Raw genomic sequence first — 16,285 nt, 5'->3', positions numbered from 1 at the left:
TCCCTTCGGGCTGGCGCGACAAGTAGGGAAAAACGATCCAGGGCGGGACGTTCAGCGGCTCTGCGTCATGCGCCGGTACTCGGCCGCGACCGCTCCGGCCGGCACCGGGCGGTCCAGGAACAGGAGGTCGTCCATGCGGCAGTCGCAGGCGTTGTTCTCCCGGGTGTTCTGGGGGAAGCTGCCGCCGATCTTGATGCCGCGGGGATCGGTGGGCGAGGCGCGGTGGGGCGCCGGCGTGGTGGCGAGTTCCCAGGGGTCGCCCGGCGTGACGTAGAAGCCGTTCAGGGGCTTGCCGTCGCGGTAGAGCGCGAGGGTGCCGTCGCGGAAGTCGAATGTCGCGGCCAGGTGGACCCATTCACCGCGGGGCAGCAGTTCTTCCCAGGGGGCCTCGGCGGCGAAAGTCTGGGAGGCGCCGCTGTCCAGGCGTCTCCCCAGCGCGACCAGCTTCAACTCGCCGTTCACCTGGATGAGTTCGAGCAGCGCACGCACCGCGTGACCGTCAGAGGTTCCGGACAGTATGCCGGCCAGTCCGATCGCGTTGTAACGGTCGTTCGGGTCGGGCGTGTTGGAGTTGAGGGCGGGATTGTCGCCCGTCATCTTGAACCAGCCCATGACGGTGGCGCCGCGGGCACTGCGGAAGGCCCTGAGGGACGACATGCCCTCGGCGTCCCAGGCCCCGGCCTTCCAGTCGTCGTTGCCCGCGGTGGCCGGGTTCTGCTGGCGCACCTGCAGGGCGGGTGAAGCACCCGGGTACGCTTCGTCGGCCACGCGCATCGCGGAGCCGCCGTTGATCAGGGTGAGCGTGGTGCCGGAGCGTCCGATGTCCTGCTCGCGACCGGGGTCGGCGGGGTCCGGGTGTCCGAAGTCGTACGCCGCCACAGCCTGGGCTCGCAGCGGAGTGTGGGCGGTTGAGGGGCGGGCCGCCTGGGCCGGAAACGTGGCGGCGGCAAGCGAGGCGGTCGCGGCGAGCGCGGCGACGGCGAGTGAGTAGCGTCTGGTGCGGGGCGGTGTCATACAGCCTCCCAGCGGCGGTGAAGGGGCGTTCGGTCGGGGTCCCCCGACTGGCAGAAAGCGCTTTCGTCCGCGTGCAGGGACCATGTAACCCTTTCGCCGCGCCCAGGACAATGGGCGTGTACTCGCCAATTTTTGAGCGCCCTTCGGTGGCGGCGCGGACCTCCTTGCGGGCAAGGATGCTTGGAGCTGGCCATGCGTAGCGGTAGTTGGCCTTGCGTTCCAGGGCCAGTGAGCCCAAACATCCCGTCGCTGTCAGGGGTGGCCCGCGACGGGGATGCGTACCATCTGCCGGCGCATGAGTAGGTCAGCGCAGGTGGTCGTACAGGTCAGGAATGTCGCCCTGCCCGTTGCCCTCGAGCCACGTCGCAGTGCCGGAATCGAAGCACGCGAACGCTGTCGCAACGATGGCGCGGGCTTGCCCTCTGTCCGTCCCCGAGGGCGCCAGACTTGCTTCGAGCAGTGGCAGTAGCTCCTCCTGGCAGCGCACGCGCTCGCCAAGATAGGCGGCGCGCAGCGAGTCGGCTTGGTGCACCAAGCGGAAGCGCTCCAGCGCCTGCTCGGGACTCGTATACCCAGCGAGGTGGCCGATGGTTGTGAAGCCGTAACTGAGCGCTTCAGTCGGCCCGTGAGCGGCCGACTTGGCCCGATGGGGCTGATGGGGTCCTGGAGAGCGTGGAGGGTAGAGGTTTCCTCTTGAGCGCTGGTTTGGTCTCCGATCTGCTGGAGGCGGGCGAAGGGCGGGACGGGCGCCCCACGTAACCTCTTCCTGTGCCAGCCTCCCGCCTGCATCGCGTCGCCGTCCTTGTGCTCGAGGGCGCGAAGCCGCTCGATGTCGGAATTCCCGCGCAGGTTTTCACGACCCGCGCGAGCATGCCGTACGAGGTGCGGGTGTGCGGGGCGACACCCGGTCTCGTGACCGGCGGCGATGGCCTCGCGTACTACGTCGCCCACGGCCTCGACGCGCTTGCGTGGGCCGACATCGTCTTCGTCCCCGGCTACCGCTTTCCGGACCGCGACGACCCGCCGCAGGCCGTCGTCGACGCACTGATCGCCGCCCACGACCGGGGCGCGCGGCTCGCCGCCATCTCGACGGGTGCCTTCGCGCTCGCCGCCACGGGCCTGCTCGACGGCAGGCGCGCCACGACGCACTGGCACTACACGCGGGCACTCGTGGCCAGGCATCCGCTCGTCCAGGTCGACGAGAACGTGCTGTTCGTCGACGAGGGCAGTGTGCTCACCTCGGCCGGCGCCGCCTCCGGCATCGACCTGTGCCTGCACATCCTGCGCGGCGACCTCGGGGTGGCCGCGTCCAACCACGCGGCCCGCCGCCTGGTCGCGGCCCCCTACCGCAGCGGCGGCCAGGCCCAGTACGTGCCGCGCAGCGTCCCCGAGCCGCTCGGCGAGCGCTTCGGCGCCACCCGCGAGTGGGCGCTGCACCGGCTCGGCGAGCCCCTCACCCTCGACATACTGGCGCGGCAGGCAGGGGTCTCGCCGCGCACATTCTCCCGGCGCTTCGTCGAGGAGACCGGCTACACGCCGATGCAGTGGGTGATGCGCGCCCGCATCGACGTGGCCCGAGAACTGCTGGAGCGGTCGCAGCGGAGCGTCGAGCAGATCGCCGCCGACGTCGGTCTCGGCACCGGCGCGAATCTGCGGCTGCACTTCCAGCGCATCCTCGGCACCACCCCGAGCGAGTACCGGCGCACCTTCACCCTGGGCGAGTAACCCGTCCGGCACCGCGTGGCGGGATCCTTTTGAACCGTGGCGATCCCGCCACTGTCAGCGGCGCCGGCCGCGGGCGAGCCTGGTGGCGAAGGAAAGGGACATCACTCATGACTCGCATCGCCATCAACGGATTCGGCCGCATCGGACGCAATGTGCTGCGCGCACTGCTGGAGCGCGACAGCACCCTCGAGATCGTCGCCGTCAACGACCTCACCGAGCCCGCCACTCTCGCCCGGCTGCTCGCCTACGACAGCACGGCCGGCCGTCTCGGGCGCCCGGTGACCGTCGACGGGGACGCCCTCGTCGTCGACGGCCGTCGGATCACGGTGCTGGCCGAGCGCGAGCCGGCGCAGTTGCCGTGGGCCGAACTCGGCGTCGACATCGTCCTGGAAGCCACCGGCCGCTTCACCTCGGCCAAGGCCGCCCGCGCCCACCTCGACGCAGGCGCGAAGAAGGTGCTCGTCAGCGCGCCGTCGGACGGCGCCGACGTCACGCTCGCGTTCGGGGTCAACACCGACGCCTACGACCCGGCCGTGCACACGATCGTCTCGAACGCCTCCTGCACCACCAACGCGCTCGCGCCGCTGGCCGCGGTCCTCGACGAACTCGCCGGTATCGAGCACGGGTTCATGACGACGGTGCACGCCTACACGCAGGAGCAGAACCTGCAGGACGGTCCGCACCGCGACGCCCGTCGCGCCCGGGCCGCCGGCGTCAACATCGTGCCGACCACGACCGGTGCCGCCAAGGCGATCGGCATGGTGCTGCCGAACCTCGACGGCAAGCTGTCGGGCGACTCGATCCGCGTACCGGTGCCGGTGGGCTCGATCGTCGAACTCAACACGACCGTCGCCCGCGACGTGACACGCGACGACGTGCTGGCGGCGTACCGCGCCGCAGCGGAGGGGCCGCTCGCCGGCATCCTCGAGTACTCGGACGACCCGCTCGTGTCGTCCGACATCACGGGCAATCCCGCCTCATCGATCTTTGACTCGGCGCTCACCCGCGTCGACGGCCGCCACGTCAAGGTGGTCGCGTGGTACGACAACGAGTGGGGCTTCTCGAACCGCGTGATCGACACGCTCGAGTTCCTCGCCACCGGCTGACCGGACGCCGGGGTGGTACCCCGCCTCCGGCGACCGCGACGGCCAGCACTTCCTTTGGGCGCTTCAGTAGACCAGTCGGGCAGCCAGAGCGCTCAGTCACAGGAGCGGGTCCGCCCGGCCTCCGGAGGGTGCGGGAGCGCCACGGCCGGTCAAGGGGCTCTTCGAGCGTCGCTCCGCGATGGCTTACGGCCACTCCTGACAGTCCGCGACGTGGATCACGGTAGCCGCATCGCGGGCGGCGCACCGGGGGCGGAAACGCCGAGGGCCGGAATCCCTGATCGGATTCCGGCCCTCGGCCTTCAGTAGCGGGGACAGGATTTGAACCTGCGACCTCTGGGTTATGAGCCCAGCGAGCTACCGAGCTGCTCCACCCCGCGTCGGTGAAGAGAACACTACGTGACCGACGGGGAAAGAAGCGAATCGCTTCCGCGGAGCGTCTCGCCGACAGCTCCTCCCGCAACGCGTCCCTGAGTCGCGCCGCCCACTCGGCGACTTCCCCCGGCCCCAGCGCCACCGCGCGGTCGGCCGACGGGCGTCGGACCGGGCGTGTTCCCAATTCGGGAGACCTGTGACAGGTGAAGCGCTCGACGGCCCGGGTCGGTTTGGACAGGCCCAGGATGCGGGCGCCGGGCAGGTGGCCGGCGTGGGCGGTCCCGGCGAACGGGAGCAGAGGGTGCTCGCAGAGGGACCGGACGGGCATGCCGCGGGGCAGGACAAGGTCGTCGCGGGCCAAGAAGGGTTCGTCGTAGCCCTCGCCGTCGGGGAAGGTGGTCAGGCCGAAACGGGCACGGGCTGAACGGTTCGAGCGTAGGCCCGGGCCGTTCGGCCCAGTGTGCCGCGCAGGCTCTGCGAGTCGGTGGAGATGCCGTGTGCGTGGAGGAACTGGTCGGCCGTTTCCTCCGCGGCGGCCGGGTCGATGCCGCCGGGCTCGTGGACCATTCGCGGGGCGGTTGCGATGGCCACGGTCACCGGCGCCCCCACGGCCTGTGGGAGACGAACGGCGGCGTGGAGTGCAACGTGTGTATCGCTGCCGTCGCCCTGGTTGTTGCCGCCATCGGCCCGGGCCGGCTCACCGCCGACCGCTTCCTCCGCTGGGGCACCGGCGGCTGGGTAGAGGCTGCCTGCGCCCTGGGCCTGGGAGGTGCCGCCGCTGTGATCACCCTGAGTCTGTGAACGCAAAACGCCCGCCTGGTCCGCTTTTTGAGGCGGTGCCTGCCATGCGTGCCTTGGGGACGTCGCGGATCACCGTGTATGCTCGGCAGCCGCGAAGGGGAGTAGCCCTGCAATACCGGTCGTCGACACACTGGAACCCAGCACCTGGTTCCCGGTGGCCGGGCCCGCACTGCGATGCGGGTGGGCGAGACCTTCGGCCCTTTGTCGACGACGTATGCGTGTCGGCGGGGTCGAAGCTGCCGCCATTCCCCTTTTTACGCGGTTGTCTCGAAGCCCCGCCGGTGCGGGAAGGCTGAGCCGAGACCGTGATCCATTTCGTGTTGTTGATCGTCTGCGCGGTGGCGATCTATCTCTCCTGTGAGTGGTTCGTCAACGCCGTCGAGTGGCTCGGCGAGCGCCTCAACGTGGGCAAGATGGCGGTCGGCACGATCCTGGCCGCCTTCGGCACCGCACTGCCCGAGTCCGTGGTCACGCTCGTCGCGGTGACCACCGGCGCGACTGCTGAGGCCAAGAACATCGGCGTCGGCGCCGCGATGGGCGGGCCGCTGGCGCTGGCCACCGTCGCCTACGGCGTCACCGGCGCCATGCTGCTGCTCAAGCGTCGCAAGGAGCGTGAGCGCACTGCCGCGCTGGTCGCCGCAGGTGGCAGGGGCCCCGACCTGCCCGCCCAGTCGGCCGGTGACACTGAGCAGGCCCTCGGTACTGCGAAGGACATGAGGCGGCTGGCCAAGGACCAGAAGTGGTTCCTGCCGATCTTCATCGTGAAGGTGGCGCTCGGCCTGGTCGCCTTCGCCTTCAAGCCCGTCCTTGGCCTGCTGTTCTTCGCCGCCTACGCGGTCTACTTCTGGCGGGAGATCCGCGGTGGCCAGGACGAGGACGGCGAGGAGGAGCTGGAGCCGCTGAAGTTCCAGCCCAAGGCCGCCTCCCCGGCCACCTGGGCCGTCATCGCCCAGACGCTGGTCACGCTGATGGTGATCTTCTTCGCGTCGCAGCTGTTCGTGAAGCAGCTGGACGCCATTGGCCCGATGATCGGCCTGTCCGCCTCGGTGACCGCCCTGCTGCTGTCCCCGATCGCCACCGAACTGCCGGAAATCATGAACGCCGTGATCTGGGTCCGTCAGGGCAAGACGAAGCTCGCTTTGGCGAACATCTCCGGCGCGATGATGATCCAGGCCACCGTTCCCTCCGGCCTGGGGCTTCTCTTCACTCGCTGGCACTTCGATGCCGCACTGCTGTGGTCCGGGCTGATCACCATGGCGGCGATCGTCTACCTGCTGCTGACCATGCGCGGGGACAAGCTCACCCCGGCACGCCTCGCGGTCGCGGCCGGCTTCTACGTGCTCTTCGCCCTAGGCCTGATTCCCATCCTCAGCTGAGCGATTGCTGCGCTACCGCCTGGGCTCGGGCGGCTGCGCAGCGATTGGCGCCGCCGCGCAGGCATTGCCTGCGTGGCGGCCGGGCCGCTTGTTCATCACCGCGCGAGCAGCGCACGGCAAAAGGGACCTGAGCTGTCATGGCTGGAAACAGAAGATCCGTACCCGCAGAGAACCAGGAGTCGGCCGGGCGGCGTCGGCGCAGGCGTCCCAAACGGCGGACCGGCCGCTGGGTGGCGCTCGCTGCCTCGGTTCTCGTCCTCGGCATGGCCGGAGTGGGCGGCTGGGCGTACACGCACCTCAACGGCAACATCAAGGGAGCCGATCTGGGCGACGCGCTGGGCGACAACCGGCCCAAGGCCGCCGCCGACGGGCAGAACATCCTGGTCATCGGCTCCGACAGCCGCAAAGGCCTGGGGGATGCCTACGGCAAGAACCTCACGACGATGCAGTCCGACACCCTGATGCTGCTGCACACCGGCGGCGACGGGAAATGGGCCACCGTCGTCTCCTTCCCCCGCGACTCCTGGGTACAGGTACCCGCCTGCGACCGGGGCAACGGCTCGACGTCCAGCCCGCACCACTTCAAAATCAACGAAGCGTTCGCGATCGGCGGCACCACCGGCGACGCGGCCAAGGCCGCTGCCTGCACCATCAAGACCGTCGAGGCCAACACCCACGTCCGCATCGACCACTTCCTGATCATGGACTTTCGCGGCTTCACTGGCATGGTCGACGCCCTGGGCGGCGTGGAGGTATGCCCCCAGCAGGCCATCCACGACAAGAAAGCCCACCTCGACCTGGAGGCTGGCTGCCAGATCGTCAAGGACGACAAGGCCCTCGGCTACGTCCGCGCCCGCTACAGCATCGGCGACGGCTCCGATATCGGCCGCATCGGACGCCAGCAGGAGTTCATGCAGTCCCTCGCCGACCGCGCGAAATCAAAGCTGTACAACCCCACCGCCTTGTACGGCTTCTTGAACTCCGCGACCAAGTCGCTGACCACCGACCCCGACCTGGCCGGCATCGACCCCTTGTACAGCCTGGCCTCCAGCGTGAAGGGCATAGCCACCGACCGGATCTCGTTCCTGACCGTCCCCAACTACCCGCGAGAGCGCGACGTGCCCAGCGACAAGGCCAACGTCACCTGGCAGCAGCCTGCTGCCCGGCAGTTGTTCACCGCCCTCAACCACGACCAGGAGACGACCAAAGCCGACCTGAAGAAGGCGACCGCCCAGTTGCCCGCACCCGCGAGCACCGTGCACGTCACCGTCCTCAACGGCACCGGCACCCAGGGCGCAGCACTGAAGGTCGCCGAACAGTTGCGTGCCCTCGGCTTCCAGATCACCGCCACCGGCAACGCCCCCACCCGCGTCAGCAAAACCACCCTCACCTACGCCCACGGCCAGTCGGAGCAGGCCCAAGCGGTCGCCGGCCACCTGCCCGGCGTGACGCCCACACTGTCCGAGCAATCAGCCCCCACCACGGTCACCCTGACCATCGGCCCCGACATGCCCGCCATCGACGGCTGAGATGAAGACAGAGCCGGGATACGACAGGCGAGCACACCCGTTCCCACCCGGGCTTTCTCCAACCTGGCAGTCTCCCGGCTCCGCCGTCACAGAATGTGATTGCTCTCCAGCGACAGTCTCGGCAGGCGGCGGGACAACGGGGCCGGTAGCCACCATGCCCGGGTGCCGAACAGCTGCATGGCGGCCGGGACGATCAGGCAGCGGATGATCAGCGCGTCCAGGAGGACAGCCGTCGCCAGGCCCAGGCCGAACTGCTGGAGCATGCGGCTCGGGCTGAGCATGAAGGCCGCGAAGACGACGATCATGATGCTTGCGGCCGCGGTGATGACCTTGCCGGTCGCGGCCAGGCCTTCGCGGACGGCGTGGGCGTGGTCCTGGGTGCGTACCCACTCTTCGTGGATGCGGGAGACGAGGAACACCTCGTAGTCCATGGAGAGGCCGAAGACGATTGCGAAGATCATCACGGGGATGAAGGCCTCGACCGGTCCCGGCTGCGCGCCGAACCAGCCGTGCTGGAAGACCAGGGTGATCACGCCCAGGGCGGCGGAGATGGACAGGAGGTTCAGGACGGCGGCCTTGAGGGGGATCAGGAGCGACCTGAAGACCGTCATCAGCAGGAGTGACGACAGGCCCACCACGATGGCGATGAAAAGTGGCATGCGGGCCGAGACCCTGTCGGCGAAGTCCTGTGCGGCCGCCGTCGAACCGCCGACCAGGAAGTTTGCGCCGGTGCGCTTCTCCAGCGGCGGCAGTACGTGGTCGCGCAGTTCGTGGACGAGGTCGGTGGTGCCCTTGTCCTGTGGCGCGGTCGTGGGGAACACCAGGACCGTGGACAGGGAGCCGTCTGGGGACGGGATCGGCGGGGTCGTTGCCGCCACGCCGTCGGTTGCGGCGAGGGCCGAGCGCAGCTGAGCGCCCGCCGCCTGGTCGCCCTTGCCCACGACGACCAGGGGGCCGTTGAAACCGGGGCCGAAGCCCTCCGCCAGCAGGTCGTAGGCCTGCCGGCTGGTGGACGACGCAGGGTCGTTGCCCGCGTCGGCGAAGCCGAGGCGCAGGCCGAGCGCAGGCGCGGACAGGGCCAGCAGTGCCGCGGTGGCGGCCAGCAGGACGGGCAAGGGCCGGTGCTGTACGGCGTCGGCCAGGGCACGCCAACGGCGGCCCGTCACCCTCCCCTTGGCCTGCGCCTTGGCCGCCTGCCGCAGCACCTGGCGCCGGATCCGCCCGCCGAACACCGCCAGCAGCGCCGGCAGCAGGGTGAGCGATGCCGCCATGGTGACGAGGACGGTCAGCGCGACGGCGAGCGCCACGCCCTGCAGCGCGCCCAGTCCCAGGGCCACCAGGCCGAGCAGCGCGATGATGACGGTGCAGCCGGCGAAGAAGACGGTACGACCGGCGGCGTCCATCGCCCGGCGTGTGGCCGTGGACGCATCGGCGCCGTCCGTGATCTCGTGACGGTAGCGGTAGAAGATCAGCAGCGCGTAGTCGACGCCGACCGCGAGGCCGACCAGCATCATCACCGGCGGGGTGAAGTCGGCGACCGTGAACACGTGCGAGGCCAGCACGATCAGGCCGATCGCGCCGCCCACCGCGAACAGCGCTGTGACCAGGGGCAGCGCGGCGGCCGCGACCGAGCCGAAGAGCAGCACGAGCACCACCAGCGCGGCGATCAGCCCCGCGCCCTCGGCGGACCCGCTCTTCTGCTCCTGCGCCGCGCGCACCGCCGCACCGCCGAGCTCCACTCTCAGGCCGCTCTTCCCGGACTGTTCTGCGGACTTCGCTGTGTCGATGATCCTGACGATGTCCGGCTTCGGTACGTCCTGCGCTTTGCCGGCCAGCGTCACGGTGGCATACCCGATGGCGCCGTCCCGGGACATGGCGGCCGAGTCCGCGTACGGGCTGCGGACCGTGACGACACCCGGCAGGCCGCGGACCTCGTTCAGCGTCGACTCGACGCGGGGCCGGATGCCGGTGGCCCGCAGCCCGGTCTCGTCCTTGAAAACGATCTGCACGCTGTCGCCGGCCTGTGCCGAGCCATGCTTCTTCAGCAGATCTGTGGCGGCTTGGGAGTCCGTGCCGGGCAGCAGGAAATCGTTGTGGTACGTACTGCCGGCCGTCCGTGCGCCGGCGGCGATCACGGCGACCACGGCCACCCACAGGAGCAGGGCGGCCCAGCGGTGGCGCTGCGACCAGAAGGCCAGGCGGGCGAAGACCCCGCCGCGGCCGGGGGCTGCCGGGGTGACTGCGGACTCGGGCGTCGGGGGTATGCGGACCCCGGTTGTGGGAGGGGTGTTGCTGGCGATGTCGTCGCCGCTTGCGGGTGATGTGTTCATGCGCTGAGCGTGCGGTGGGCGTATGCCCGGGCACGTCCGCCCGGGGCGGACACTTCGCATACCCCGGCGGTTGTGGGTTCGGAGGGGCGCGTACGACTCCGGTTGTCCCGTCCCTGGGGGTCGGGGCTCGCCGGGCCGTCCTGCGTCGTCCGGCTGTGGTCAGTCGTTCAGCCAGCCGGGGCTGACCATCCCGGACTCGTAGGCGAGCACGACCAGTTGGGCCCGGTCCCGTACCTGCAGCTTGGTCATGATGCGGCTGACGTGGGTCTTCGCCGTGGCGGGGCTGAGGACCAGGCGGGCGGCGATCTCATCGTTGCTCAGACCGGCCGCGACCAGCTGCATGACTTCCCGCTCCCGCTCGGTGAGCGCGTTGAGCCGGGGGCCGGGATTCGGTGCCCTGACCCGGCTTGCGAACTCGGCGATCAGCCGGCGGGTGACGGACGGGCTGATCAGCGCATCTCCGCGGGCGGCCACCCGGACGGCATGGATCAGCTCCTCCGGCTCGGTGTCCTTGAGCAGGAAGCCGGTGACGCCGGCGCGCAGCGCGCCGTAGACATAGTCGTCCAGGTCGAAGGTGGTCAGGATGACGACGCGGACGTCCGCGAGCCGCTCGTCGGCGGCGATCCGCCGGGCGGCCTCGATGCCGTCGGTGCCGGGCATTCGGATGTCCAGCAGGGCCACATCGGGGCGCAGTTCGCGGCAGGCGATGACGGCCTCGTCGCCGTCGGCCGCCTCCCCGACGACCGTGATGTCGTCCTCGTCCTCCAGGATGGAGCGGAAACCGGCGCGGACGAGTCGCTGGTCGTCGGCGAGCAGCACCCTGATCATGATCGTCTGCCTGCTCCGTTCTCGCGTGACACCTGTGGACCGGCTGGAGGGCCTGGAACGTACGGACCGTAGGGAATCCGCGCTTGCACGGCGAATCCGCCGCCCGGCCGGGGCCCCGCGATGAGTTCACCGCCCAGGGCGCGGGCGCGCTCGCGCATACCGCCCAGGCCGCTGCCGGTCGAGGGGTCCGTGGTGCCGGCGCCGCCGTGCGCTGCCGTGCCGTTCCCGTCGTCCTCGACCTCCACCAGGAGGTCGCGGTCACCATAGCGCAACCGTACGGTGACCGCCGTGGCATGGGCGTGCCGGGCGACATTGGTCAGCGACTCCTGGGTGATGCGGTACGCCGCCAGGCCCACCTCGGTGGACAGTGGCCGCTTGGCGCCCTCGGTCCGCGTCCGTACGGCAAGCCCTGCCCGCTCCGCCGCCCGGACCAGTTCGCCCAGCCGGTCCAGCCCGCCCGCGGGGGCCAACGGCGCCGCCTCGTCGGCCTGGCGCAACACGCCGAGAGTTGCGCGCAGTTCGCGCAGTGCCGCCTTGCTGCTGTCCTTGACGGCGGCCAGGGCCTCCTCGGCCTGAGCCGCGGCCTTCGCCGGGTCCTTTCTCAGGCGGTGCAGGGCGGCGCCCGCCTGAACGTTGATGAGCGAGATGTGGTGGCCGATGACATCGTGCAGTTCGCGGGCGATGCGCAGCCGCTCCTCGGTGGCGGCTCGCCGCTCGACCTCGCGGGCGTGGGCGAGGCGGCTGTAGCGGACGTATCCGAGCGCGACGACGGCTACGAGCCAGCCGGACAGCAGGAAGACGGCGAGGCCGGTCAGGTCCTCGCTGCCCAGGACGCTGACCGTGCCCACACCGAACACGGCGACCGAGACGAGCGCCACGGCGGCGCGCATGCGGCCCGTCGCAGCGACGGTGTACAGCGCGACGATCAGGGCGATCACCAGGGGGCCGTCGAAGCGCAGCGAATAGAAGGTGCCCGTGAGCACGAGCACCGTCCAGCCCACTGCGACGGGGTAGCGCCTGCGGAAGTACAGCACCCCGCAGGCCAGAACGAGGAGCAGCGCGGCCAGCGCGAGCACCGGGCCGCTCCGTTCGCCCTCGTCCCAGAACGACTGGGCGGAGCCCAGCGCCACCACGGTGAACACCACTCCCGCCAACGCCAGATCGGCAGCCCGGCCGTGCGGCAGCCGGGGTCCGCGGCGCTGGCTCGGGGCGGGGTCGAAGACCATATGCGCCAGCGTAGGGGCGGTACGGGAGTGGCGCGCCCTCCGCGCGGCGACATCCTGCAGCGCCGGGGCGCAACTTCGGGGGTACGGGAGCGGGCGGGGACGCAACCGGTGGAGTACGGCACAGGGTGCCGAGCCACCTCAGCCTGCCCGACACACCTCGCACGGCGCACCGTTCGAGGTGAGGTCACCGTGCGGACAAGGCTGCGGGCGGCGGTCTCATCGAACGGGCGCCGCCCCCTCCGCGGCACGCGCGCGTAGGCGACCCGGTGATCGATCACCGGGTCGGCATCAGACCAATCAACGTGTCCCGCCGAGACGAACCGCATGAACTCCTCGGTCGGCGCAGGAAGCTCGCGGTCGCCGGCGTCCGCCAGGCTTATTCACCGGCGTTTTGCCCTGCCTCGCCCAAGCGGGACTGGCTCGTTGTCCGACCTGTGCGGCAGTCTGGGCACAGTGCTGTGAGCTGCCCTTTCGCGGAGCCAGGCAAGGAATGCGATGACGAAGAGCCCTTCGACGAGCAAAGAGAGTACGCCGTAAGGCGGCTCCCAGCTCCGTTCGTGGTAGCCGTCCGGCAGACCGACCGTGCGCGACAGCAGAAAGCCGGTGATCATGCCGAGGCTGACGAGTGCCCCGGTCAGCCAAGCGGCCACGGTTGGTTTCATGATGGCGAGCGCCAGAGCGACGGCAAGCATGGCGGCACTGCCTACGGCGAACAGGACGCCGATGTAGAACTTTTCCTCAAGGTGATCAGGGACTAGGAGTGTGTGCAGCACCGCGTTGGCGACAGCACAGCATGCTCCGAGTCCTCTCAGGGAGGCTTCGGCTGCATTGGTGGAGTTCATCGCGACTCCAGCGGTTCACGTGCGTGGAGCACAAGGCCCCGGGGGAATCCTCGGCAGCGGAGAGCGGAGCGGGACCTCGGCTCACTGCTCGCAGGCGGTGTCCGTCCTCGGGGATGCCTCCAGCCGCGTCCTCGCCGCGCAGTTCGACGCAGCATGAGCCTGGTCGAGGGACGAACACCTCGTGGGAGGCGCGCCCGCGATGAGCGCGCCCCCTTGGGTTCCAGCGGCGACCGCTACTAGCGCACGATGATCACGACGGGTCCGCCGCCGAACCGGTGGCCGAAGCGGAACCCACCATGGTCGAAGCGGAACCCACCACGGTCGAAGTGGTGATCGAAGCGGAACCCACCACGGTCGAAGTGGTGATCGAAGCGGAATCCGTGGTCGAAGCAGCGCCAGTCGCCGCCGAAGCACCGGCTGGTGGTCACGTGGGTGTGCACGGCAGGCGCTGCTGCTGCGGCCGTACCGGCTGCGCCCATCGCAGCGCCGCCGGCCATCAGAATGGCGGCTGACGTCGCGACGAGACGCCTAGCGCCTTTTACTCGCATGGTGAATGCACTCTTCCCTCTGCCGCGTCGGCCCGTGTGGCGGGGCCGGCGCGGTCTTGGACGTACGACATGAATGACCGCGGCCGCAAGGGAGCGGCACGGCCGTGGGCGGGGCCCCGCGCGTTCGAGGAGCACGTCTCGCATCCAAGATCCCCGCTGCACGGGAACCAGCCGACCAGGGGAAATATCCCCGGACTGCAGCCGTACTTCGGTTACGTAAGCAGTGCCCTTTTGGATTGCCGTTTTGGCGGAAGCCGCAGTGTCTCGCGTGGCGGGCGAAGAACTGTTTGCCGGTGATCACGTCGGCGCGGGGCCGTGTGGACGGTTGTCATCGGTACTCCGACGTGATGCCAGGCATGCCCGTCACCCGACGAGGCGGCGAGGCCTCCCGCGTGCACCGCGTGGGCGGGCATCCAGGTCGGTGCCTCCCCGTCTGGACGACGCCGGAGACGGTCACCAACAGCCAGGGCACACTTCCCTCAGCGATCGCGTGGTGCCCGAACGTGGCGAGAACGGTGCCGAGCGGTCGCTCACGGTGGCAGGAAGGCACCGGCCCCCGGAGCGTAGTGGAAGGCGGCCCGGGCGACGCCGACGCGCTCTGTGGCTGCGAGTTCCTCGCTTGACTCGCGAACGGTCGGCGAAGTGCGCTGGATGGCGATCATGGCTGCGTCGTCGGCCAGGCGTCCGCCGACGTGGGCGAGCAGGTCTTCGCTCAGGTGGCGGACCAACTCCGGAGGGCTGCCCTGCGCCCAGGCGGCGACCCGATCGACCAGCGGATAGAAGACGCCGCTTCCGTTCCGGGCCTCCACGACGCCGTCGGTGTGCAGGAGCAGGAGGTCTCCGGGCAGCAGGGTGAAGGTGTCGACGTGGTAGTCGGGGATGGTCAGTTCACCCAGGCCCAGCGGCGGGGCGGGGCTGGTGGCGTGCAGCGGCATGGCCTGCTGGTCGCGCAGCAGCAGGGGAGGAGGGTGTCCGCAGGTGACCATCCGCATCTGCGGCAGTGCGTCCGGGATGTCGATGACGGCGGCGGTGATGAAGCACTCTCCCGCCGCTTCCTGATCGGTGGGTTCGGCCAGATTCCAGCGCACGCTGTGGTCGAGGTAGGCCACCAGGCCGGGCAGGCTGGACTGGCGGTGCCCGGCCTCCCGAAAGGCGCCGAGCAACAGTGCCGCGTCGCCGACGGCGGTCAGGCCCTTGCCCATGACATCGCCGATGATCAGCCGGGTGGCCCCCTTGGTGCGGACGGCCGCGTACAGATCGCCGCCGATCAGCGCCTGTTCCTCGGCAGCCAGGTACACCGAAGCGACCCACAGCGGGCCGATCCGGTGGGGCAGCGGCCGTAGAAGCGCCCGCTGTGTGGCCTCCGACACGGTCCGTACCTGCGCCAGTTCACGGCCGTGCCGCTCGCGCAGGTACCGGAACAGAGTGACGATCACCGTGACCACCAACAGGGCGATGATCTGCGAATCGAAGTACATCCCGCTCAGGTGGGCGTCCGGGTGGGTCAGATTGACGGCGAGCAGGGCCACCACCGATATGGCTCCGATCACGCCGGTGAGGAAAGCGCCCGCGAAGGACGCGGTGATCGCGGGCGCCACGATCAGCAGAGGGCCCAGCGGCACACCGTTCGGGGTCAGCGCGTCGACCAGCGCGATAGCCCCGATCAGCCCGAGCGGCAGCGCCAACAGCGCATCGCTGGTCCGCCACGAGCGCTGGTGGTGAGGAATCGGCCACCGCAGACTCATACCCTCGGCTTACACCTTCCAGGACAGCCCCGCAGATCGTGACGGATCCGCGCAGGCCACCGCTGAGCTTCATGTCCTCCGGATCGGCAGTCCACTCGCGGCCGCCGCCGTCGGGCCGCAGGAACACGACCGGACGAGGGCGGCCTCGCGACGGGCCCCGCGAAGTGGGGGCTTTCGTCCATCGCGACACCGCATCGGCCGGTGCGGCTGCCGCGTCCTTGGCCCAGCGTAGGCCGACGACTTCGTGGGTGGCTATCACCACCGCGGTGCCACTCTCAGACCGTGTCCTACGGGCTGAGGCGGACGAGGCCCTCGTAGCAGCACAGGGCGGTGGCGAGTCCGAGGAAGGCCGGGTAGTTGCGGCGATCGCGTTCGTAGCAGGGGCTGAGTCGTCAGTAGCCGGTCAGCCACGAGATCGTCGCGATGCCCAGGTCGGCGCCAGCCAGGGCGGCGGCATCGTTGACGCCGTCACCGACGATGGCTACCCGGTAGCCCTGTGTCTGCAACTCGCGGACGAGGGCGACCTTCCCCACGGGCGTGCACCGGGCATGCACTTCGTCTACCAGGCCGTCCTTCGACTGATGGGTTCCGCCGGAGACGTCGCCCTCGCCTGTAGTGCAATCGTCTGGCGAGGGCAGTCTGCCGGTTCCGGCCGGCGGCACGCTGGACACGTCACCGCACACTGGTGACATGGCCGTGCCGGGCACCCGCCGGTGGCAGGCCGGCGACCTGGTGCCGTTCACCTCGCGCTTCGATCACGCGGGACGCGTCGAGGCCTTCGCTGTGGTGGTCCGTCCCGGCCAGAGCGGGCAGTGACAGTTCGGGGCGGTCCACGACGTCGCG

The 16,285-nt window shown here is 70.0% G+C and carries 15 protein-coding genes, 1 tRNA gene and 3 pseudogenes; 7 read left to right on the top strand and 12 right to left on the bottom strand.

What is annotated here, in order from left to right:
• Nucleotides 1-51: 51 nt before the first annotated feature.
• Nucleotides 52-1,014 carry a hypothetical protein gene (locus tag ACIQFZ_RS24965; protein WP_383061003.1) on the bottom strand — a complete coding sequence of 321 codons (963 nt, stop codon included), beginning with the start codon at nucleotides 1,012-1,014 and terminating at the stop codon, nucleotides 52-54.
• A 304-nt stretch (nucleotides 1,015-1,318) separates the two neighbouring features.
• On the bottom strand, nucleotides 1,319-1,549 hold the full coding sequence (locus ACIQFZ_RS24960; protein WP_402692162.1) for a hypothetical protein: 231 nt from the start codon (nucleotides 1,547-1,549) through the stop codon (nucleotides 1,319-1,321).
• A 233-nt stretch (nucleotides 1,550-1,782) separates the two neighbouring features.
• On the opposite strand from ACIQFZ_RS24960, the gene ACIQFZ_RS24955 reads away from it, so the two are divergent.
• Both ACIQFZ_RS24955 and gap read left to right on the top strand, forming a co-directional pair.
• On the top strand, nucleotides 1,783-2,739 hold the full coding sequence (locus tag ACIQFZ_RS24955) for a helix-turn-helix domain-containing protein (RefSeq protein ID WP_365436514.1): 957 nt from the start codon (nucleotides 1,783-1,785) through the stop codon (nucleotides 2,737-2,739).
• Between the two features lie 107 nt (nucleotides 2,740-2,846).
• Nucleotides 2,847-3,845 (top strand): type I glyceraldehyde-3-phosphate dehydrogenase, encoded by a 999-nt coding sequence (gene gap / locus ACIQFZ_RS24950; protein ID WP_365775502.1) that lies wholly within the window; start codon nucleotides 2,847-2,849, stop codon nucleotides 3,843-3,845.
• Nucleotides 3,846-4,148: 303 nt separating this feature from the next.
• On the opposite strand, the gene ACIQFZ_RS24945 is transcribed toward gap, so the two are convergent.
• From ACIQFZ_RS24945 to ACIQFZ_RS24935, 3 genes and pseudogenes are all read right to left on the bottom strand, one after another.
• A tRNA-Met gene (locus tag ACIQFZ_RS24945) sits at nucleotides 4,149-4,222 on the bottom strand.
• Between the two features lie 257 nt (nucleotides 4,223-4,479).
• Nucleotides 4,480-4,545 (bottom strand): annotated as a pseudogene (locus tag ACIQFZ_RS24940) (GTP cyclohydrolase I FolE); the annotation flags it as partial.
• Between the two features lie 71 nt (nucleotides 4,546-4,616).
• A complete protein-coding gene (locus tag ACIQFZ_RS24935; RefSeq protein ID WP_402692161.1) occupies nucleotides 4,617-4,808 on the bottom strand; it encodes a hypothetical protein in 192 nt (63 codons plus the stop codon).
• A 54-nt stretch (nucleotides 4,809-4,862) separates the two neighbouring features.
• Here ACIQFZ_RS24935 and ACIQFZ_RS24930 point away from each other — a divergent pair, with 54 nt between their 5' ends.
• The 3 genes from ACIQFZ_RS24930 (at nucleotide 4,863) to ACIQFZ_RS24920 (ending at nucleotide 7,923) form a co-directional block, all read left to right on the top strand.
• A complete protein-coding gene (locus ACIQFZ_RS24930) occupies nucleotides 4,863-5,018 on the top strand; it encodes a hypothetical protein (RefSeq protein WP_402692160.1) in 156 nt (51 codons plus the stop codon).
• Between the two features lie 305 nt (nucleotides 5,019-5,323).
• Nucleotides 5,324-6,394, top strand: a complete 1,071-nt coding sequence (locus tag ACIQFZ_RS24925; RefSeq protein WP_376652637.1) for a sodium:calcium antiporter — start codon at nucleotides 5,324-5,326, stop codon at nucleotides 6,392-6,394.
• Between the two features lie 137 nt (nucleotides 6,395-6,531).
• On the top strand, nucleotides 6,532-7,923 hold the full coding sequence (locus ACIQFZ_RS24920; protein ID WP_383060387.1) for an LCP family protein: 1,392 nt from the start codon (nucleotides 6,532-6,534) through the stop codon (nucleotides 7,921-7,923).
• An 86-nt stretch (nucleotides 7,924-8,009) separates the two neighbouring features.
• On the opposite strand, the gene ACIQFZ_RS24915 is transcribed toward ACIQFZ_RS24920, so the two are convergent.
• From ACIQFZ_RS24915 to ACIQFZ_RS24900, 4 genes are all read right to left on the bottom strand, one after another.
• On the bottom strand, nucleotides 8,010-10,253 hold the full coding sequence (locus ACIQFZ_RS24915) for an MMPL family transporter (RefSeq protein WP_402692159.1): 2,244 nt from the start codon (nucleotides 10,251-10,253) through the stop codon (nucleotides 8,010-8,012).
• Between the two features lie 159 nt (nucleotides 10,254-10,412).
• On the bottom strand, nucleotides 10,413-11,081 hold the full coding sequence (locus tag ACIQFZ_RS24910; RefSeq protein WP_365434400.1) for a response regulator transcription factor: 669 nt from the start codon (nucleotides 11,079-11,081) through the stop codon (nucleotides 10,413-10,415).
• On the bottom strand, nucleotides 11,078-12,307 hold the full coding sequence (locus tag ACIQFZ_RS24905; RefSeq protein ID WP_402692158.1) for a sensor histidine kinase: 1,230 nt from the start codon (nucleotides 12,305-12,307) through the stop codon (nucleotides 11,078-11,080). The genes ACIQFZ_RS24910 and ACIQFZ_RS24905 overlap by 4 nt, the downstream gene beginning before the upstream one ends.
• Before the next feature lie 380 nt (nucleotides 12,308-12,687).
• Nucleotides 12,688-13,149 carry a hypothetical protein gene (locus ACIQFZ_RS24900; RefSeq protein ID WP_365436401.1) on the bottom strand — a complete coding sequence of 154 codons (462 nt, stop codon included), beginning with the start codon at nucleotides 13,147-13,149 and terminating at the stop codon, nucleotides 12,688-12,690.
• Nucleotides 13,150-13,445: 296 nt separating this feature from the next.
• Here ACIQFZ_RS24900 and ACIQFZ_RS24895 point away from each other — a divergent pair, with 296 nt between their 5' ends.
• Nucleotides 13,446-13,661 carry a hypothetical protein gene (locus ACIQFZ_RS24895; RefSeq protein WP_402692157.1) on the top strand — a complete coding sequence of 72 codons (216 nt, stop codon included), beginning with the start codon at nucleotides 13,446-13,448 and terminating at the stop codon, nucleotides 13,659-13,661.
• A 566-nt stretch (nucleotides 13,662-14,227) separates the two neighbouring features.
• Here ACIQFZ_RS24895 and ACIQFZ_RS24890 read toward each other — a convergent pair.
• From ACIQFZ_RS24890 to ACIQFZ_RS24880, 3 genes and pseudogenes are all read right to left on the bottom strand, one after another.
• Nucleotides 14,228-15,442, bottom strand: coding sequence for a PP2C family protein-serine/threonine phosphatase (locus tag ACIQFZ_RS24890; RefSeq protein ID WP_376652644.1), 1,215 nt, complete (start codon nucleotides 15,440-15,442; stop codon nucleotides 14,228-14,230).
• Nucleotides 15,443-15,729: 287 nt separating this feature from the next.
• Nucleotides 15,730-15,861: pseudogene (locus ACIQFZ_RS24885) on the bottom strand (IS5/IS1182 family transposase); the annotation flags it as partial.
• Nucleotides 15,862-16,005: pseudogene (locus tag ACIQFZ_RS24880) on the bottom strand (HAD family hydrolase); the annotation flags it as partial.
• Nucleotides 16,006-16,132: 127 nt separating this feature from the next.
• Here ACIQFZ_RS24880 and ACIQFZ_RS24875 point away from each other — a divergent pair.
• Nucleotides 16,133-16,258, top strand: a complete 126-nt coding sequence (locus ACIQFZ_RS24875; RefSeq protein WP_402692156.1) for a hypothetical protein — start codon at nucleotides 16,133-16,135, stop codon at nucleotides 16,256-16,258.
• Nucleotides 16,259-16,285 lie beyond the last annotated feature (27 nt).

It is taken from the genome of Streptomyces sp. NPDC093064 (genome assembly GCF_044754605.1).
Lineage (GTDB): Bacteria > Actinomycetota > Actinomycetes > Streptomycetales > Streptomycetaceae > Streptomyces.
The sequence above is the reverse complement of the archived record's forward strand: the minus strand, read 5'-3'. Positions and strand labels throughout refer to the sequence as shown.